This is a genomic window from Sphingobium sp. CR28, from assembly GCF_052327305.1.
GTDB lineage: Bacteria > Pseudomonadota > Alphaproteobacteria > Sphingomonadales > Sphingomonadaceae > Sphingobium.
On record NZ_CP182486.1, the window covers coordinates 2,363,115 to 2,378,365 of the forward strand.

Consider the following 15,251-nt stretch of genomic DNA (forward strand, 5'->3'; position numbering starts at 1 on the left):
TTCCTTCGAGGGCTGCGGCTGGCTCAGCCCTGCCGCCATAGCATGTTCCCATGCTGGGGCGCAAAGCCTTGCCAGCGAGTGAACGACATTGAAAGCGAGCGATGCCTCACAGCAGAGATCCGATATCGATCGGGCGGTCCTGTCGCCGCAGTTCGATCGTGACGCGAGGGCGGCCCGGTCCGGCCGCGCCGATGGGATCGCCTTGACGCAACTGATCGCCCACCGTCGCGCTGAGTTGCGCGGCTCCGGTGACAAGCGTCGTCCAGCCCCCGCCATGGTCCAGGATGACGATCTGGCCATAGCCCTTGAAAGGTCCGGCGAACACGATCCGGCCGGCAGCCGGAGCGACGATAGTGGCCTGCGCTGTCGTCGCGATTGTAAGGCCTTTTGCGCGGATTCCACTGGCGCTGAGTTCGCCAAAGCCGGTCACGACGTCGCCAACCACCGGCAAACGATAAGGGGGTGCCGCATCGTCGCTGCGGGAAGCGCCCTTCATGTCATCGACTGATGCGGGGAGCGTCGCGAGGTCCGGCAGGGCAGGGCGCAGGCGGGGACCGGGAAGAGTGGCCAGTTCGTCCCGCACTGTCGATGCGTCGCGCAGATCGGACATGAGATCCGTGATGTCTCGCGCCCGCTCGCCCATCGCCAGCGCCCGCTCGGCTTCCATGTCCGCGCTCTGGTGCAAATTGCGCGACGCGAGCCGGCGCTGCTGTTCGATCACCGCCAGCTCCTTTCGCCTTTCCGTCAGCGCGTCCCGCGTCCGTGAGAGGCCGAGCGCCGCCGCTTCCGCACTGGTGCGCAACTCGGCGCTTCGTGCGAGTTCCGCACGTAGTCCTTTGGTGCGGGCCATCACTTCGGGCAAAATCCGCGTCAGGATGATGCGGCGGTGGACGGCATCCGCCATGGAACCGGGCTGCACCAGCGCCATCACCGGCGAACGCCGCGCGATCTGCTGAAGGGCCGCGGTCAGGCGCACGATCGGTTCCTGCCGGGCGGCGAGCCGCCGGGTCTGCGCGCGCTGCATCCGGGCAATGATGGCGATGCGGGCCTGACCGGCACGATAATCGGCCTCCGCCTGCTGAATGCGGGCGGCGAGTGCCGCGGCGCGCTCGCGCGCCTTGTCCGCTTCCGCCACTGCCTGCCGGGCGCGCGCCTCGTAGCTTTCGCTGCGCCGCCGGGCTTCATCGCCCTGTGCCCTTGCCCGTAGCAGCGCAGCCTGCTCCTGCGCGAGGCTCGTCCCGCCCGACTGCGCGCGCAGCACTGCCGGTAGCGCTGCCACCATCGCAAGAACGCAGGCGGACAGGATGATCGGGAAGGGGCGCGTCACGCGCCTAACCTTCGCGATGATAAGGATGATTGGCAAGGATGCTGGTGGCGCGCCAGAGTTGCTCTGCGAGCATGGCGCGTGCCATCATGTGTGGCCATGTCATCGGGCCGAAGGCGAGGCGATGGGACGCAGCCGCCCGCTCCGCGTCCGAAAAGCCGTCCGCCGCGCCGATCAGGAAACGACACTCGCGGACACCGTCGTCCCGCCATTTGCCGAGGCGCTCGGCAAAGGCCATGGACGTGAACGTATCGCCGCCCTCGTCGAGCATCATGATGATCGCGGGAGATGGCGGGGGAGGTGGCGCCTTGCCGCCCTGGTCAGGCAACTCGGTGAGTTTTGTCGGCCAGCCGATCCGCTTCATATAGCGATCGAAAAGCTCGGCCTCTGGCGAGCGGCCAATGCGGCCACGCGCCACGATATGGAGCAGCACCGATTATCCTCTTCCGGTCTTGATCGATACTGGGCTGTGCGTCAGGCTTCGCCGGCGGTGGGCGTATCCGCGAAACCCCACATGCGCTCGAGATTGTAGAAGCTGCGCACTTCGGGCCGGAAAAGATGGACGATGACGTCACCGGCGTCGATCAGCACCCAGTCCGCGACAGGCAGGCCTTCCAGCCGCACGTTGCGGCCGAACTTCTGCTTGACCCGCTCGGCAAGCTTGGTCGCCATTGCCGCGACCTGACGGGAGGAGCGACCCGACGCAATCACCATATGGTCCGCGATGCTGCTCTTGCCCGCGAGAGGGATGGTCACGACTTCCTGCGCCTGATCGTCGTCAAGGCTGGCGAGGATGGCCTCATGCAGCGCGTCGGACAATGGGTCGGCAGGCAGGGGAGCCGGGCCCGCATCATTGGCGGCGCGGCGGCTGGACTGGGTCTGCATGTCGGGCAATGTCACTCCTGTGAAAATATGGCGCGACCGGTGATACCATCGCGCGGACGCGAATGGGCGAATTTCCGGTGCCATTGGGGTGCGGCCTGCCGCAGGGCGGTCGCGGATCGCGGATCGGGGCGAAAGCGCAGAAGCACGAGCGCCGGCAGTCTCCACTTCGTCCATTGTCGCGAATGGCGGGCGGCCCGGACGAACGGCCGCAACCAGATCATGGCAGGGTTACCATGGGTGAGCGCATCATATCGTGGACGGGCGATTACGGCAATGGGCATGAGTCTCGTTATGTCCCGCCACTGTTTCCACTGATGGAACTGGAGCATATTGTCTCCTCCCATCAGCCAGACAAACCGGATATGCGGGTAGCGCCGCTGCAATGCGCCGAGCGTATCGACCGTGTAGCGCGTGCCCAGTTTGCGCTCGATCGCCGTGACGCGGATCGGCGCGCGGCGTGCCTGCGCTCTTGCGCTCATCATGCGCGCGGCGAGGGGGGCCATGCCTGCACGGGGCTTGAGCGGATTGCCCGGCGAGACGAGCCACCAGACCTCGTCCAGCCCTAGCGCGTCCGCCGCGAAGAGCGAGATCGCGCGGTGACCGCCATGGGCAGGGTTGAACGACCCGCCCAGCAGCCCAACGCGTCGTGCTTTGCCCATTGGATGCATTGCGCCTAGCCCCTCGTGTCGCCGTCGATCTCGATCTCCCGGTCGAGCGCCGCCTCGACATCGGCATGTCTGGGATGGAGAGGGGCCAGCCGGAGGACGAGAAATCCGCAAATGGCGGAAATGAGGGAGCCGGCAAGAATGCCGATCTTGGCCTCTTCGACAAGGTCCGGCCGCGTCGGAAAGGCGAGGCCGCCGATAAATAGACTCATGGTGAAGCCAATGCCGCACAAAAGCGCGAGGCCGTGAACCTGCATCCAGGTTGCGCCGCGTGGCATGGCGGCGAGGCCGGTCTTCACACAAAGCCAGATCGCGCTGAAAATGCCGATCTGTTTGCCTAGAAAGAGGCCAAGGGCGATGCCGAGCGGCAAACGGTGAGTGAGAGCGCCCATCCCTTCCGGTCCAAGCGCGACGCCCGCATTGGCGAAGCCGAAGAGGGGCACGATCAGATAGGCGCTCCACGGATGAAGCGCGTGTTCCAGCCGGTGCAGAGGACTCTCGACTGCGTCCGGGGCGCCGGGCGTGACACGAATGGGAATGGCAAATGCGGCGACGACACCGGCGATCGTGGCGTGGACGCCCGATAGCAGCACGAAGAACCACAAGGCGACCGCCGCGCCGAGATAGGGCCAGAGCCGGTCTATGCCCAGCCTGTTCATCGCCATCATGCCACCGAAGATCAGCGCTGCAGCTAGAAGCGCCGCGCCACTAATATCGGAGGTATAGGCCAGGGCGATGATCGCGACCGCGCCCATGTCATCGACGATGGCGATCGTGGTCAGGAGCAGCTTGAGCGAGAGCGGTGCCCGGTTGCCGAGGAGCGCGAGCACACCGATCGCGAAGGCGATGTCTGTCGCAGCCGGAATGGCCCAGCCTGCGGCAAGATCGAAATGCAACCGGGTGACGAACAGAAAGGCGATTGCAGGCACGGCCATTCCCGCGAGCGCCGCGATCATTGGGAGAATCCGCTGGTCCCAGCTGGAAAGGCGTCCGTCCAGCCATTCCCGCTTTATCTCCAGCCCGACGACGAAGAAGAAAATCGCCATCAATCCGTCGTTGATCCACAGATGCGGCGTCATTTCCCCGAGCTTGGCCGAGAGCATATGGCCCAGCGGCAAGTGGAGCAGATCATGATAATATTGCTCTGCGCCCGGCACCCCGTTCACCAGAATGAGGGCGAGAGCCGAGGCGGCGATGAGCAGCGCCCCGCCGCCCGCCTCGCCGCGCAGAAACTGCCTCAGCACAGACGGGGCGTTTGACAGGCTCAGGCCAGCGTCATGCGCCTTGGACATGCCTCCGGTTAGGGACGCCAGTCGGACAGGTCAAACGCAACCGACTGAGTTCTTAACGCTCTTGCCCGAATCGTTTCGGTATGGCGCTATTACCCCGCGCAGTCTTTTTAAGATTCGCACCCGGGGGGAATCTGTGCTGACTGTTCTGGCATTCGTTCGAGACGAATTGCTGTTGTTTGCCGCTGTTGGCCTGCTGGCTGGCGGTCTCGACGACTTGTGCGTCGATCTCATCTATATCGTTCGCCGGCTTTGGCGCCGCATCGCCATATATAGTCGCTTTCCAAAGATGACGACAGAGGGTCTTCCGCCTGTCGGCAGCATTGGCCCGGTCGCGGTCTTCGTGCCTGCATGGGATGAATCGGCGGTGATCGGCCAGATGGTGCGCGGATGCATGAAAGCGTGGGGAGGAGAGGACGTCCATCTCTTCATCGGCGTCTATCCCAATGACAAGCCGACCATCGCCGCGATTGCGCAAGCTCTTTCAGAGGGCTGGAGCGACCATGTGACGGTGGTAATCAATGGGCGGCCCGGCCCCACGACCAAGGCGGATGCGCTCAACTGCTGCTGGCGCGCAATGCTTCGCTGGGAAAAGGATGAAAAGCGCCGGATGCGGGCGGTCGTCCTCCACGATGCCGAAGATGTGGTGCACCCGGATTCCATTCGGCTGATCGGCTGGCTAGCCGAGCGCTTTTCTCTCGTGCAATTGCCAGTGCTGCCGCTGGTCGCCTCCGGCTCGCGCTGGATATCGGGCCATTATTGTGACGAGTTCGCGGAGGCGCATGGCAAGGCCCTGCTGGTACGAGAGGCGCTGGGGGCTTCCATGCCATCGGCGGGGGTCGGCTGCGGTTTTTCGCGGAGCGTGATGGGGGAGGTCGCCCGCCGGCGAGACGGTAGCCCCTTCGATGAATCGAGCCTCACGGAGGATTACGAACTGGGGCTGCGTATCTCGGAGATGGGCGGCCGGGGCATTCTCGTGCGCATGCGCGACGCGCGCGGCGCGCTGATCGCCACCCAGGAATATTTCCCGGATACGCTGTCCGCCGCGGTCAAACAGAAGGCTCGCTGGACTGTCGGCATCGCGCTGGCGGGCTGGGATCGCCTAGGATGGAGCGGGGGACTGGGCGAAACCTGGATGCGCTTGCGGGATCGCAGGGCGACCCTTGCCGCGATCGTGCTGCTGGCCGCCTATGCCGGAATGCTGCTGACAGCTGGGCTCTGGATGATCGAAGGGCTTGCTCTTATCTCGCTTCCGCCGCTCCCCCCCGCGCTTACGTTTCTGCTCGGCCTGAACGCCGCGCTGCTCGTTTGGCGGCTTTCGGTTCGGGCTTGTTTCGTGTGGGAGGCCTATGGCCCTGCCGAGGCGCTGCGCTCAGTGCCGCGCACTTTCGTGGCGAACATCGTCCAGATGCTTGCCGCGCGCCGGGCTCTCATCATCTACCTCCGTCATCTGCGGGGCGAGAAGCTGGTTTGGGATAAAACCGCACACCGCTTCCCCGATCAGGCCACGGTCGCATGAGCACAGCGGTCCTTGCTCCCGTGCGAAGCGGCCGTCCGCTGCGCTTCCTCTGGCAGATTGTCGGTGGATGGGCCGCGTCCCGGCTCCTCCTCCTCATGGTTCCGCTGATATGGGTTCGCGCTGAAGGGGCGCCTGCCACCTTCGCTACCGTTGAAGCAGTCTTTCCCATAGCGGAGGTGATGGCTGCACCGCTGGAAATGGGACGCTCAGCCAAGGCACGGATCGGCGACATGCTTCCCGCGATCGCGTCTTCCATCTCGTCCGAGGCAGCCGCACTCTCGTCGGAGCAGGGGGGCGGGGGACTCGGAAGCGGTTTTCCGGGCAGTGCGCTCGCCTATAATCTGGGTTTTATCGACGAGGCGCCCAGCCTTGGCCAGACAGCACTTGCCCGGTTCGCGCCCGGCACCCGGCGGCAGCCGGTGGAGACAGCCATTCCGGCCCAACAGGGCGAACAGAATCGTTGGCGCGGCTCAGCATGGGTGCTGTGGCGCCCCGGCGGCGGTGAGACGGCAGCGGCGGCGGGTAGCCAACTCGGTGGCTCGCAAGCCGGCGCCCGGCTCGACTACGCAATCGGGCAGGTCGCGGGCGGCGACTTCGGCGCTTACGGCAGATTGAGCGCCGCGATGGGGACGCCTCATGCTGGTGAGGGTGCGCTCGGCCTGGCGTGGCGTCCATCGCACAGCGTGCCCGCAACCCTCGCCGTCGAGCGGCGGCAGCGCCTGAGTGCCGGGGGGCGGAGCGCGATGGCTGCCTACGTTGCCGGTGGCCTCAATCCCACTTCGTTGGGGCGAGGAATGGAACTGGAAGGATATGGGCAGGCCGGCATCGTCGGCTTCGCGCATCCGGACGCCTTCGTCGATGGCAAGATCAGCGTGACGCGCCAACTGACGCGAAAGCAGGCCGCGCGGGACATCGCGGTCGGCGCCAGCCTGTCGGGCGGTGCGCAGCCCGGCGCCTCCCGGCTGGACGTCGGGCCGGAGGTCCGCGTCCGCCTGCCTCTGGGCAAAGGGCATGCGCGTCTCTCGGCAGAGTGGCGGGAGCGCGTTGCAGGACATGCGCGGCCCGGTTCCGGCCCTGCCTTCACGCTCATCGGCGAATTTTAGCGCCTTCGCCTTCCCCGGGCCTTTTTGCCGCCACGGAATGCGGGTAGGCGAGGCGGACCATGGATATCTACCTGCCGATTGCAAACCTGCCGGTGAATGCGTTCGTCATTGTGGCGCTCGGCGGGCTTGTCGGGCTGCTTTCAGGCATGTTCGGCGTGGGAGGCGGGTTTTTGACGACGCCCTTGCTCATTTTCTATGGAATTCCGCCCACGGTCGCCGCCGCCTCCGCCGCCACGCAGGTGACGGGCGCCAGCGTATCGGGCGTGGTCTCTCATCTTCAGCGCAAGACGGTCGATCTGGAGATGGGCGCGGTGATGGTGGTGGGAGGCATTATCGGTGCGCTTCTCGGGGCGCTGATCTTCGCGATGCTTCAGCGACTGGGGCAAATCGATACCGTCATCGCAATGCTGTACGTCGTCATGCTTGGCTCGATTGGCCTGCTTATGGCGCGCGAGTCGCTGCAGGCGCTTATCGCCGCGCGCCGGGGCGCTCCCGTTCCCGCCCGTAAACGCCGGCATCATCCGCTGGTCGCCGCATTGCCCATGCGGTGGAGATTTTATCGCTCGGGCCTTTATATTTCACCGCTCGCCCCGCTCCTGCTGGGTGTGCTCTCTGGCATCGTGACGATGCTCATGGGGATTGGCGGCGGCTTCGTTCTCGTGCCGGCGATGCTTTACGTGCTGGGTATGACCACGCAGGTCGTCATCGGCACGTCCCTCTTCCAGATCATATTCGTCACCATGGCGACGACGCTCGTCCATAGCGTCACGACACGCGCGGTCGATCTCGTGCTTGCTTTTCTCCTGCTCATCGGTTCGGTCGTCGGCGCGCAGGTGGGGGGACGGATTTCTATGAAGGTCCCGTCCGAATATCTGCGGATCGTCCTGGCGGTCATCGTCCTCATCGTCGCGATCCGCATGGCGCTCGGTCTCGGCTGGCGGCCCGACGAGATATACACGGTGGCCTTGGGGTGAGGCGGCTCGCGCTTGCCTTGCTGCTTGCTTTCGTGCCCGCGCTGGTCGGCGCGACGGGCGCGCAGCCTGTGCTGGTGCCGGACGTCTCCCAGCGGGAAATCGAGATCCGCTACAGCTTTTCCGGCGCTGAGCTGCTGCTTTTCGGCGCGATTCTCTATCCTGGCGGACGCCTGCCGGACAAGCCGGCGAACATCGTCGTCGTGCTCAAGGGGCCGAGTCAGCCCATCGTCATGCGCGAGAAGCAGAAGATCGCCGGCATCTGGGTCAATGCGGACAGCGCCAGTTTCCGCTCGGCGCCGAGCTTCTATGCCTATGCGTCCTCCCGGCCGCTGAAGGAACTGGTCGACGAGCGCACCGCCGCCATTTACGAGCTGGGCCTCGACAATCTGCAGCTTTCCCCCGCCTCGCTCAACAATACTGCCGAGATCAGCCGTTTCGCCGCTGGCCTCAACGATCTGCGCCGGCGCAGCGGGCTCTATGTCGAGCAGCCCGGCACCGTGGAGATCAGCGACGGCGTGCTCTACCGCGCCCGGCTGCCGCTCTCGGCCCGTGTGGTCGTGGGGACGTACACCGCCGAGACGTTCCTTGTGCAGGATGGGCGCGTGGTGGCGGCGGCGGTGCGGGAGATCGAGGTTCGCAAGTCCGGCTTCGAGCGCGTAATGGGCACGTTCGCGGAAGATTACGGATTTCTCTATGGCATCGTCGCCGTCCTGCTCGCGCTGGGCATGGGCGGCATTGCGGGACTGGTTGCCCGCCGCCTCTAGCAGCACTTTATTTACTCGTGCGCGCTACTTCCGGCCTGATTGGCCAGGGAGACTATGGCGCTGTGAACTTCATGACCGGCCAGTTGGGGGGTGTCGAACTCCCTCAGGCGCAGGACGCCTCGCTCCGGCGGGCTGCCGAACTCGTCTTCGGCGTCGTCTCCAGTCTCGTGGGCGGCAGCGCGCGCGTTTTGCTGGATATTGCCGGTATGGAGCGCCTTGCGGGCAACGAAGATCCCATCCTCGCAATGGCGGGCAATGTCGGCAGCCAGATCAAGCTGCGGGTCGGCAACAGCTGGATCGTCGCGACCGTTCGCACGCTGGCCCTCGATGATCGCACCGCGCGCCATCTGCTCGCCGATATCGACTTTCTGGGCGAGGGGGATCAGGAGCGCCTGACCGGCCGCATCTTCAACTTCCGGCGCGGCGTCACGCGCTTTCCGCTGCCGGGGACCGAAGTGCTCCCTGTTTCTACGGCGGACATGCAGGAGATCTACGCCTCGCATGACCGCGCCCGTATCGAGATCGGCACGGTCTATCCCACCGAGAAAACCCGCGCTGCTCTCCATGTCGACGCTCTGCTGGGCAAGCACTTCGCTCTTCTGGGCTCGACCGGCACGGGCAAGTCCACCGCGACAGCGCTGATCCTTCACCGCATCTGCGATCTGTCGCCGCAGGGTCACATCGTCATGGTCGATCCGCACGGCGAATATGGCGCTGCCTTCGCGAATAACGGCGAGGTCTATGACGCCGGCAATCTCGAGCTGCCTTATTGGCTGATGAATTTCGAGGAGCATTGCGAAGTGTTCGTCACGTCGCATGGCCCGGAACGCGCGCAGGATTGCGATATTCTCGCCAAGTGCCTGCTTGCCGCGCGGTCCCGAAACCGCCTCGCCGAGGGACTGGGCAGGCTGACCGTCGACTCGCCCGTGCCCTATCTGCTGTCCGACCTCTCCGCGATCCTCGCCAACGAGATGGGCAAGCTGGAGAAGAGCACGAGCACGCTGCCTTATCTGCGCCTGCGCACCCGGCTGGATGAGATTAAAGCCGATCCTCGATACAGCTTCATGTTCTCAGGCATGCTGGTGGCGGACTCGATGCAGTCCTTCCTGTCCAAGATTTTCCGCCTGCCCGCGGAGGGCCGCCCAATCTCGATTATCGATACGTCCAGCATGCCGTCGGAAATCACGCATGTGGTCGTCTCGGTGCTGGCGCGCTTGATCTTCGATTTCGCGATCTGGTCGCGCGGCGAAGAACAGAAACCGATCCTGCTCGTGTGCGAGGAAGCGCATCGCTACATTCCGGCGAACACGGCCGGGGAAGGCCAGTCGGTTCGTCGCATTCTGGAGCGGATCGCGAAGGAAGGCCGCAAATACGGCGTTTCGCTGGGCCTCATCACGCAGCGTCCGTCCGACCTTGCCGAGGGCGTCCTTTCCCAATGCGGCACCATTCTGGCGATGCGCCTCAACAACGAGCGCGATCAGATGTTCGTGAAGGGCGCAATGCCGGAGGGGTCGCGCGGTTTCCTCGACGCCATCCCGGCGCTGCGCAATCGCGAATGCATCGTATGCGGCGAAGGCGTGTCGATCCCCGTGCGCGTCGGCTTTGACGATCTCGAACCCGCGCGCAGGCCGGCATCGGCCGATCCGGTTTTCACCGAGTTGTGGCGCCGGTCAGGCGGCGAGGGCGAGATGATCGAGCGGACGATCAATCGCTGGCGCAGTCAGGGGCGGTAAAAGCAACGCCCCAGTCAGATCGCCGTCAGCGCTGGATGTCTTGCGCTCAGCCCGTCGGCTTCATCCGCCCGGCCGGCTCCGTCTCCGCATTCACGGCGTCCTTGCATTCCTCGTCTTCCGGCAGGATCATCGGCCTCTGCTTGCGCCAGCCGCCCTTGAGGTAAACGAGCGCTGCCATGCTGGCCGCGGCGAATGATCCCACGGGCATGCTCACCCACAGCGCGTCCGCGCCCAGCCAACCGTAGGCGAGAAAGTAGAAACCGAGCCGCACCGGGAACATGGCGATGATGAGGATGATGAGCGGCCACACGACCACGCCGTTGGCCCGCATCACACCGAAAAGCACCATCGATATGCCGAAGATGATGAAGGACCAGCTTGCGAGGAACTGGATGTGCCGGGCAATCTCGATCGCGGGGCTGCCGCCGCCCAGAAACAGCGCGAGGAGCGGGCGGTCGGCAATCAGGATGAGCGCCACCATCACTCCGGTAATGGCGAGGTGGAAGAGGATGCCGGTCCGCGCGATGCGACTCACCCGGTCCCACAGCCCCGCGCCTACATTCTGCGCGGCCATCGCGCTCACTGCCCCGCCGATCGCCATCGCGGGCATCTGCACATAGGTCCAGAGCTGCTGCGCGGCGCCATAGGCAGCAGTCGTCAGCGTTCCTTCCCGGTTGACGAGGCCAACGAGGATAAGTCCGGCCGTCGAAATGACGATCATTTGCAGCCCCATGGGCAGGCCCTTGCCCACCAGCAGGCGGATATCCGCCACGCTGGGTAAAAGGGTGCGCAGTTCCGCGCCGCGCAGCCGCAGCGGCAGGTCACGCGCATAGATATAAATGAGCAGGGCAACGAGGCTCGCATAGTTGGCAATGGCCGTCGCGAAGGCGGAGCCCGCGATGCCCATGCGCGGGGCGGGGCCGAGGCCGAGGATGAAGACGGGGTTGAGCCCGGCATCGAGAATGCAGGCGACGATCATGAACCAGAGCGGCGTCATAGCGTCGCCCGATCCACGCAGGCCCATCATCAGCATCACCAGCAGCAGCATGCCGGGCATGGCGAGGAAAATGATGCGCAGATAGGCGAGTGCCAGCGGAAACGCCTCGGGCGGCGTCGCAAGCATCGTGAGGATCCGTGGCGCCCCAAACCAGCCGAGCGTGGCGATCAGCACGGAGAGGAACAGGCAGAAACCGACCGAGGCGCCGAAGGCATGGCGCGCAGCCGTAATATCGCGCCGGCCCATGGCCTGTCCCACCATCACCGTCGCTGCCATGCCGAAGCCGAACACGGCGGAGAACATCAGGAACATGATGATGTTGGCGTTGGCCGTGGCGGCGAGCGCGTCTTCTCCCAGAAAGCGCCCGATCCATATGGCATTGATCGAGCCGTTCAGGGACTGGAGAATGTTCGAGGCGAGCGTGGGCAGCGAGAAGAGCAGAAGCGTCTTCCCGATCGGCCCCTGCGTCAGGTCCCTCTGTCCCGGCCCCCGGCCGGTCGGATTTGCCGAACCAGCCATCGCCGCCTTTATCCCAGCCGAGCCATCGCCGCACCGAGCCGCTCGGCCTCGGCGGATTTCTCGGCATGGTCGGCGCGGGCCTTCTCCACGGCGTCGGGCTTGGCCTTCTCGACGAACGCGGGATTGGAGAGGCGCCCGGCGAGTGACTTGGCTTCCTTGTCCGCCGCATCGCGCGCTTTGGCGAGACGCGCCTTCTCCGCCGCGATGTCGATCACACCTTCGAGGGGGAGCACGAATGTCGCTTCATCCACCACGATCTGTGCGGCACCGCCGCTCACGGTCTCGTCGAAACGCCACTCTTCGATCCGCGACAGGCGGGAAAGCGACGACCCCAGCCGTTCGATACGAGCACGGGTCTGGGCCGAAGCGTCATTGATTATGGCGCTAAGCTTCGCTCCGGGCGGCACGCCGAGTTCAGAGCGCGCGGCGCGCACTTCGCTCACCAGCCGGATCAGCCAGTCGATCTCGGCTTTCGCGTGAACGTCGACCTGCGCCTGCGGCTCAGGCCACTTCGCTACGATCAGCTCATAGGGGCGCTCGCCTTGCGCGCTCCAAAGCTCCTCGGTGATGAATGGCATGAACGGGTGGAGCATGACGAGGATCTGGTCGATCACCCAGCCTGCGACCAACTTGGTCTCGGCATCCATCTCGCCCTTCTCGCCATCCACGAAGGCTGGCTTCACCAGTTCCAGATACCAGTCGCAGAAGCGATCCCACACGAAGCGGTAGATGGCGCTTGCTGCCGCGTCGAAGCGCAGGTCCGCCATTGCCTTGTCGAGCGCGCCGAGCGTCTCGATCACTTCGCCGATGATCCACTTGTTGACCGCAAGCGTCGCGGTGGGCGCGGCCAGTGTGGTGCTGGCGCCGATCCCATTGGCCTGCGCGAAGCGGACGGCATTCCAGAGCTTGGTCGCGAAGTTGCGGTATCCCTCGACCCGCTTCTCGTCCATCTTCACGTCGCGGCCCTGGCTCTCCATCGCGGCCATGAAGAAGCGCAGCGCATCCGCGCCATATTGGTCGATCAGGCCGAGCGGATCGACGACATTGCCCTTGGACTTGGACATTTTCTGGCCATCGGCGGCACGCACCAATCCATGCAGGTACAGCCGCTTCCAGGGCACATCCTTCATGAAGTGGATGCCCTGCATCGCCATGCGCGCATCCCAGAAGAAGAGGATGTCGAAACCTGAGATCAGCAGATCGTTGGGATAGTGCTTGGCGACCAGGTTGCTCTTTTCCGGCCAACCCAAGGTCGCGAAGGGCCAGAGCGCGGACGAGAACCATGTGTCGAGCACGTCTTCGTCGCGGGTTAGCTTGCGGTTGCCCGCCTGCGCCTGTGCTTCCTCCTCGGTTTCGGCGACAAAGACGTTACCGTCTTCGTCGAACCATGCCGGAATACGGTGGCCCCACCACAATTGCCGGGAGACGCACCAGGGCTGGATGTTCTCCATCCAGTTGAAGTAAGTCTTTTCCCACGTCTTGGGCACGATCTCGATCGCGCCGGACTTCACGGCCTCGATCGCGGGCTGAGCCAGCGTTGCGGCATCGACATACCACTGGTCGGTCAGCCATGGTTCGATGACCACGCCGCCGCGATCGCCATAAGGCGTCTGGATCGTGCGGGGCTCGGCTTCATGCGCGGTCTCATCACCCTCCTTGTCCCTGGTGACATGAGGGATGAGGAAGCCAAGCGCCTTCATCTGCGCGACGACTTGGCTGCGCGCCTCGAATCGCCCGACGCCGAGATACTCGTCCGGAATCAGCCCGTCGGCAGTCTGCACGACGTTCGCCTCGGCATCGAACATGTTGAGCATATCGCCCGCCGCGATGCCGGCACGCCGACCCACCTCGAAATCGTTGAAGTCGTGCCCCGGCGTGATTTTCACTGCGCCCGATCCCAGTTCTGGGTCGGCATGGTCATCCGCGACGATCGGCACGCGGCGACCGGTAATCGGCAGCGTCACATACTTTCCGATCACGCTCTGGTAGCGCGCGTCCTCGGGGTTCACGGCGACGGCCATATCGGCCAGCATCGTCTCGGGCCGGGTCGTTGCGACCTCGATATAGTCGCGGCCTTCCATACCGGGGCCATCCAGCGTCACGCCGTCTGCCAGCGGGTAACGGAAATGCCAGAAACCGCCCTGCACTTCGCGGGTCTCGACCTCCAGATCGCTGATCGCGGTCTTGAGCTTGGGGTCCCAGTTCACCAGCCGCTTGTCGCGATAGATGAGGCCCTGATTATACAGGTCGACGAAGACCTTTACGACCGCCTTGGTGAAGTGCGGGTCCATCGTAAACTGCTCGCGGCTCCAGTCCATCGAACAGCCCAGACGCCGCAGCTGGCCGGTGATCGTGCCGCCGCTCTCGCGCTTCCACTCCCAGACCTTCTCGACGAATCCTTCGCGGGTATAGTTGGTCCGCTTGTCCTGCTGCGCTTCCATCTGTCGCTCGACAACCATCTGCGTGGCGATGCCCGCATGGTCCGTGCCGACCACCCAAAGTGCGTCTTTTCCGCGCAGTCGCTCATAGCGGATGACGACATCCTGCAATGTGTTGTCGAGAGCGTGCCCGATGTGCAGCGACCCGGTGACGTTGGGCGGCGGATTCACGATGGTGAAGGGCGCGGCATCGGGCCGCGCGGGGCGGAACAGGCCGCCCTTTTCCCAATGGGCATACCATTTCGCTTCAATGGCGGCGGGATCGAAAGTCTTGGAAAGCTCGGACATGGGGCAAGGCCCTTAAAGTTTCTTGTGCGGGCGCGCCAGCCAAAGCGGCGGCACGACGGCGCAAGGTGAAATTAAGTGATGGAGCAGGGTCGCACGAGCGACCGCGATACAGCGTGAAGCCAGTTCCTGCCGGACTGCTTGGCTCAGGCGGCAGCCCGGCCTTTATACTCGGCCGGTGATCTTCTCGATCTCGCGCTTCACCATGGTTTCCACAAGTCCGGGAAGATTGGCGTCGAGCCACTCCTTGAGCATCGGCCGCAGCATCTCCTGCACCAGCCCTTCAAGTGTGTTCGATGGCGCATCCGCAGGCTTGATGAGCAAAGACGAGAGGCTGGAAAGCGCCTCCCTTACGGCCGCGGCGCTACTGTCCGAGATAACGGCAGGAGCGGCGTCAACCGACACCTCAGACGCCGCGCCGATTTCGGCAGTCGTGGCGTTCCTCGGCGGCTTCACCATGACTTCGCTCTCCTCGACTTCCGGCTTCTCTACGACAGGAAAGAGCGCAACGTTGGCGTTCGTTTCCCCGGCATCCGCGGAGCTGTCATCCGGCACAATGGCGTCGGTCAACTCCAGAATCTGGTCGTCTTCAGCTATCTCAGGTGTCGGCACGGATCTGATGACGGGTTTGCGCCGCGGCGGACGCGGCATTCCGGCCGCGCGCGCGTTGTCTTCATCCGCAATGATCCGCTTTATGGAGGAGAGAATCTCCTCCATCGACTGGTCGTTAGACAGCGCGCCCATGATTTTCCCCGG

13 protein-coding genes are annotated in these 15,251 nt (G+C 64.6%); 5 read left to right on the forward strand and 8 right to left on the reverse strand.

Features of this window, described 5'->3' with window-relative positions:
• Positions 1–106: 106 nt before the first annotated feature.
• From ACNAOH_RS11335 to nhaA, 5 genes are read right to left on the reverse strand one after another with little or no spacing between them, the layout of a single operon-like run.
• Entirely contained in the window at positions 107–1,327 is a 1,221-nt protein-coding gene (locus ACNAOH_RS11335) for a murein hydrolase activator EnvC family protein (RefSeq protein WP_443970287.1), read from the reverse strand.
• 4 nt (positions 1,328–1,331) lie between these two features.
• Positions 1,332–1,757: a 23S rRNA (pseudouridine(1915)-N(3))-methyltransferase RlmH gene (locus ACNAOH_RS11340; RefSeq protein WP_443970288.1), complete on the reverse strand. Its 426-nt coding sequence runs from the start codon at positions 1,755–1,757 to the stop codon at positions 1,332–1,334.
• 41 nt (positions 1,758–1,798) lie between these two features.
• Complete coding sequence (rsfS, locus tag ACNAOH_RS11345) at positions 1,799–2,209, reverse strand: ribosome silencing factor (protein WP_443972118.1); 411 nt, start codon at positions 2,207–2,209, stop codon at positions 1,799–1,801.
• A gap of 11 nt (positions 2,210–2,220) precedes the next feature.
• Positions 2,221–2,868 (reverse strand): nicotinate-nucleotide adenylyltransferase, encoded by a 648-nt coding sequence (locus tag ACNAOH_RS11350; RefSeq protein ID WP_443970289.1) that lies wholly within the window; start codon positions 2,866–2,868, stop codon positions 2,221–2,223.
• Positions 2,869–2,882: 14 nt separating this feature from the next.
• Positions 2,883–4,166: a Na+/H+ antiporter NhaA gene (gene nhaA / locus ACNAOH_RS11355; RefSeq protein ID WP_443970290.1), complete on the reverse strand. Its 1,284-nt coding sequence runs from the start codon at positions 4,164–4,166 to the stop codon at positions 2,883–2,885.
• Positions 4,167–4,299: 133 nt separating this feature from the next.
• On the opposite strand from nhaA, the gene ACNAOH_RS11360 reads away from it, so the two are divergent.
• From ACNAOH_RS11360 to ACNAOH_RS11380, 5 genes are all read left to right on the forward strand, one after another.
• Positions 4,300–5,682 carry a glycosyl transferase family protein gene (locus tag ACNAOH_RS11360; RefSeq protein WP_443970291.1) on the forward strand — a complete coding sequence of 461 codons (1,383 nt, stop codon included), beginning with the start codon at positions 4,300–4,302 and terminating at the stop codon, positions 5,680–5,682.
• Positions 5,679–6,785 carry a hypothetical protein gene (locus ACNAOH_RS11365; protein WP_443970292.1) on the forward strand — a complete coding sequence of 369 codons (1,107 nt, stop codon included), beginning with the start codon at positions 5,679–5,681 and terminating at the stop codon, positions 6,783–6,785. Before ACNAOH_RS11360 ends, ACNAOH_RS11365 begins: the two co-directional genes overlap by 4 nt.
• Before the next feature lie 59 nt (positions 6,786–6,844).
• Positions 6,845–7,759: a sulfite exporter TauE/SafE family protein gene (locus tag ACNAOH_RS11370; RefSeq protein ID WP_443970293.1), complete on the forward strand. Its 915-nt coding sequence runs from the start codon at positions 6,845–6,847 to the stop codon at positions 7,757–7,759.
• Complete coding sequence (locus tag ACNAOH_RS11375) at positions 7,756–8,523, forward strand: TIGR02186 family protein (protein ID WP_443970294.1); 768 nt, start codon at positions 7,756–7,758, stop codon at positions 8,521–8,523. The genes ACNAOH_RS11370 and ACNAOH_RS11375 overlap by 4 nt, the downstream gene beginning before the upstream one ends.
• A gap of 206 nt (positions 8,524–8,729) precedes the next feature.
• Positions 8,730–10,256: an ATP-binding protein gene (locus tag ACNAOH_RS11380; RefSeq protein WP_443972119.1), complete on the forward strand. Its 1,527-nt coding sequence runs from the start codon at positions 8,730–8,732 to the stop codon at positions 10,254–10,256.
• A 46-nt stretch (positions 10,257–10,302) separates the two neighbouring features.
• Here ACNAOH_RS11380 and ACNAOH_RS11385 read toward each other — a convergent pair whose 3' ends face one another.
• The 3 genes from ACNAOH_RS11385 to ACNAOH_RS11395 form a co-directional block, all read right to left on the reverse strand.
• Positions 10,303–11,772, reverse strand: coding sequence for an MATE family efflux transporter (locus tag ACNAOH_RS11385; RefSeq protein WP_443970295.1), 1,470 nt, complete (start codon positions 11,770–11,772; stop codon positions 10,303–10,305).
• Between the two features lie 8 nt (positions 11,773–11,780).
• A complete protein-coding gene (locus ACNAOH_RS11390) occupies positions 11,781–14,498 on the reverse strand; it encodes a valine--tRNA ligase (RefSeq protein ID WP_443970296.1) in 2,718 nt (905 codons plus the stop codon).
• A gap of 162 nt (positions 14,499–14,660) precedes the next feature.
• Entirely contained in the window at positions 14,661–15,239 is a 579-nt protein-coding gene (locus ACNAOH_RS11395) for a DUF2497 domain-containing protein (RefSeq protein ID WP_443970297.1), read from the reverse strand.
• Between the last annotated feature and the right edge of the window lie 12 nt (positions 15,240–15,251).

Bases quoted from the DNA above. Each gene is read 5' to 3' on its own strand.
- rsfS (WP_443972118.1), bottom strand. From the start codon at position 2,209: ATGCAGACCCAGTCCAGCCGCCGCGCCGCCAATGATGCGGGCCCGGCT.
- ACNAOH_RS11350 (WP_443970289.1), bottom strand. From the start codon at position 2,868: ATGGGCAAAGCACGACGCGTTGGGCTGCTGGGCGGGTCGTTCAACCCT.
- nhaA (WP_443970290.1), bottom strand. From the start codon at position 4,166: ATGTCCAAGGCGCATGACGCTGGCCTGAGCCTGTCAAACGCCCCGTCT.
- ACNAOH_RS11365 (WP_443970292.1), top strand. From the start codon at position 5,679: ATGAGCACAGCGGTCCTTGCTCCCGTGCGAAGCGGCCGTCCGCTGCGC.
- ACNAOH_RS11370 (WP_443970293.1), top strand. From the start codon at position 6,845: ATGGATATCTACCTGCCGATTGCAAACCTGCCGGTGAATGCGTTCGTC.
- ACNAOH_RS11380 (WP_443972119.1), top strand. From the start codon at position 8,730: ATGGAGCGCCTTGCGGGCAACGAAGATCCCATCCTCGCAATGGCGGGC.
- ACNAOH_RS11385 (WP_443970295.1), bottom strand. From the start codon at position 11,772: ATGGCTGGTTCGGCAAATCCGACCGGCCGGGGGCCGGGACAGAGGGAC.
- ACNAOH_RS11390 (WP_443970296.1), bottom strand. From the start codon at position 14,498: ATGTCCGAGCTTTCCAAGACTTTCGATCCCGCCGCCATTGAAGCGAAA.
- ACNAOH_RS11395 (WP_443970297.1), bottom strand. From the start codon at position 15,239: ATGGGCGCGCTGTCTAACGACCAGTCGATGGAGGAGATTCTCTCCTCC.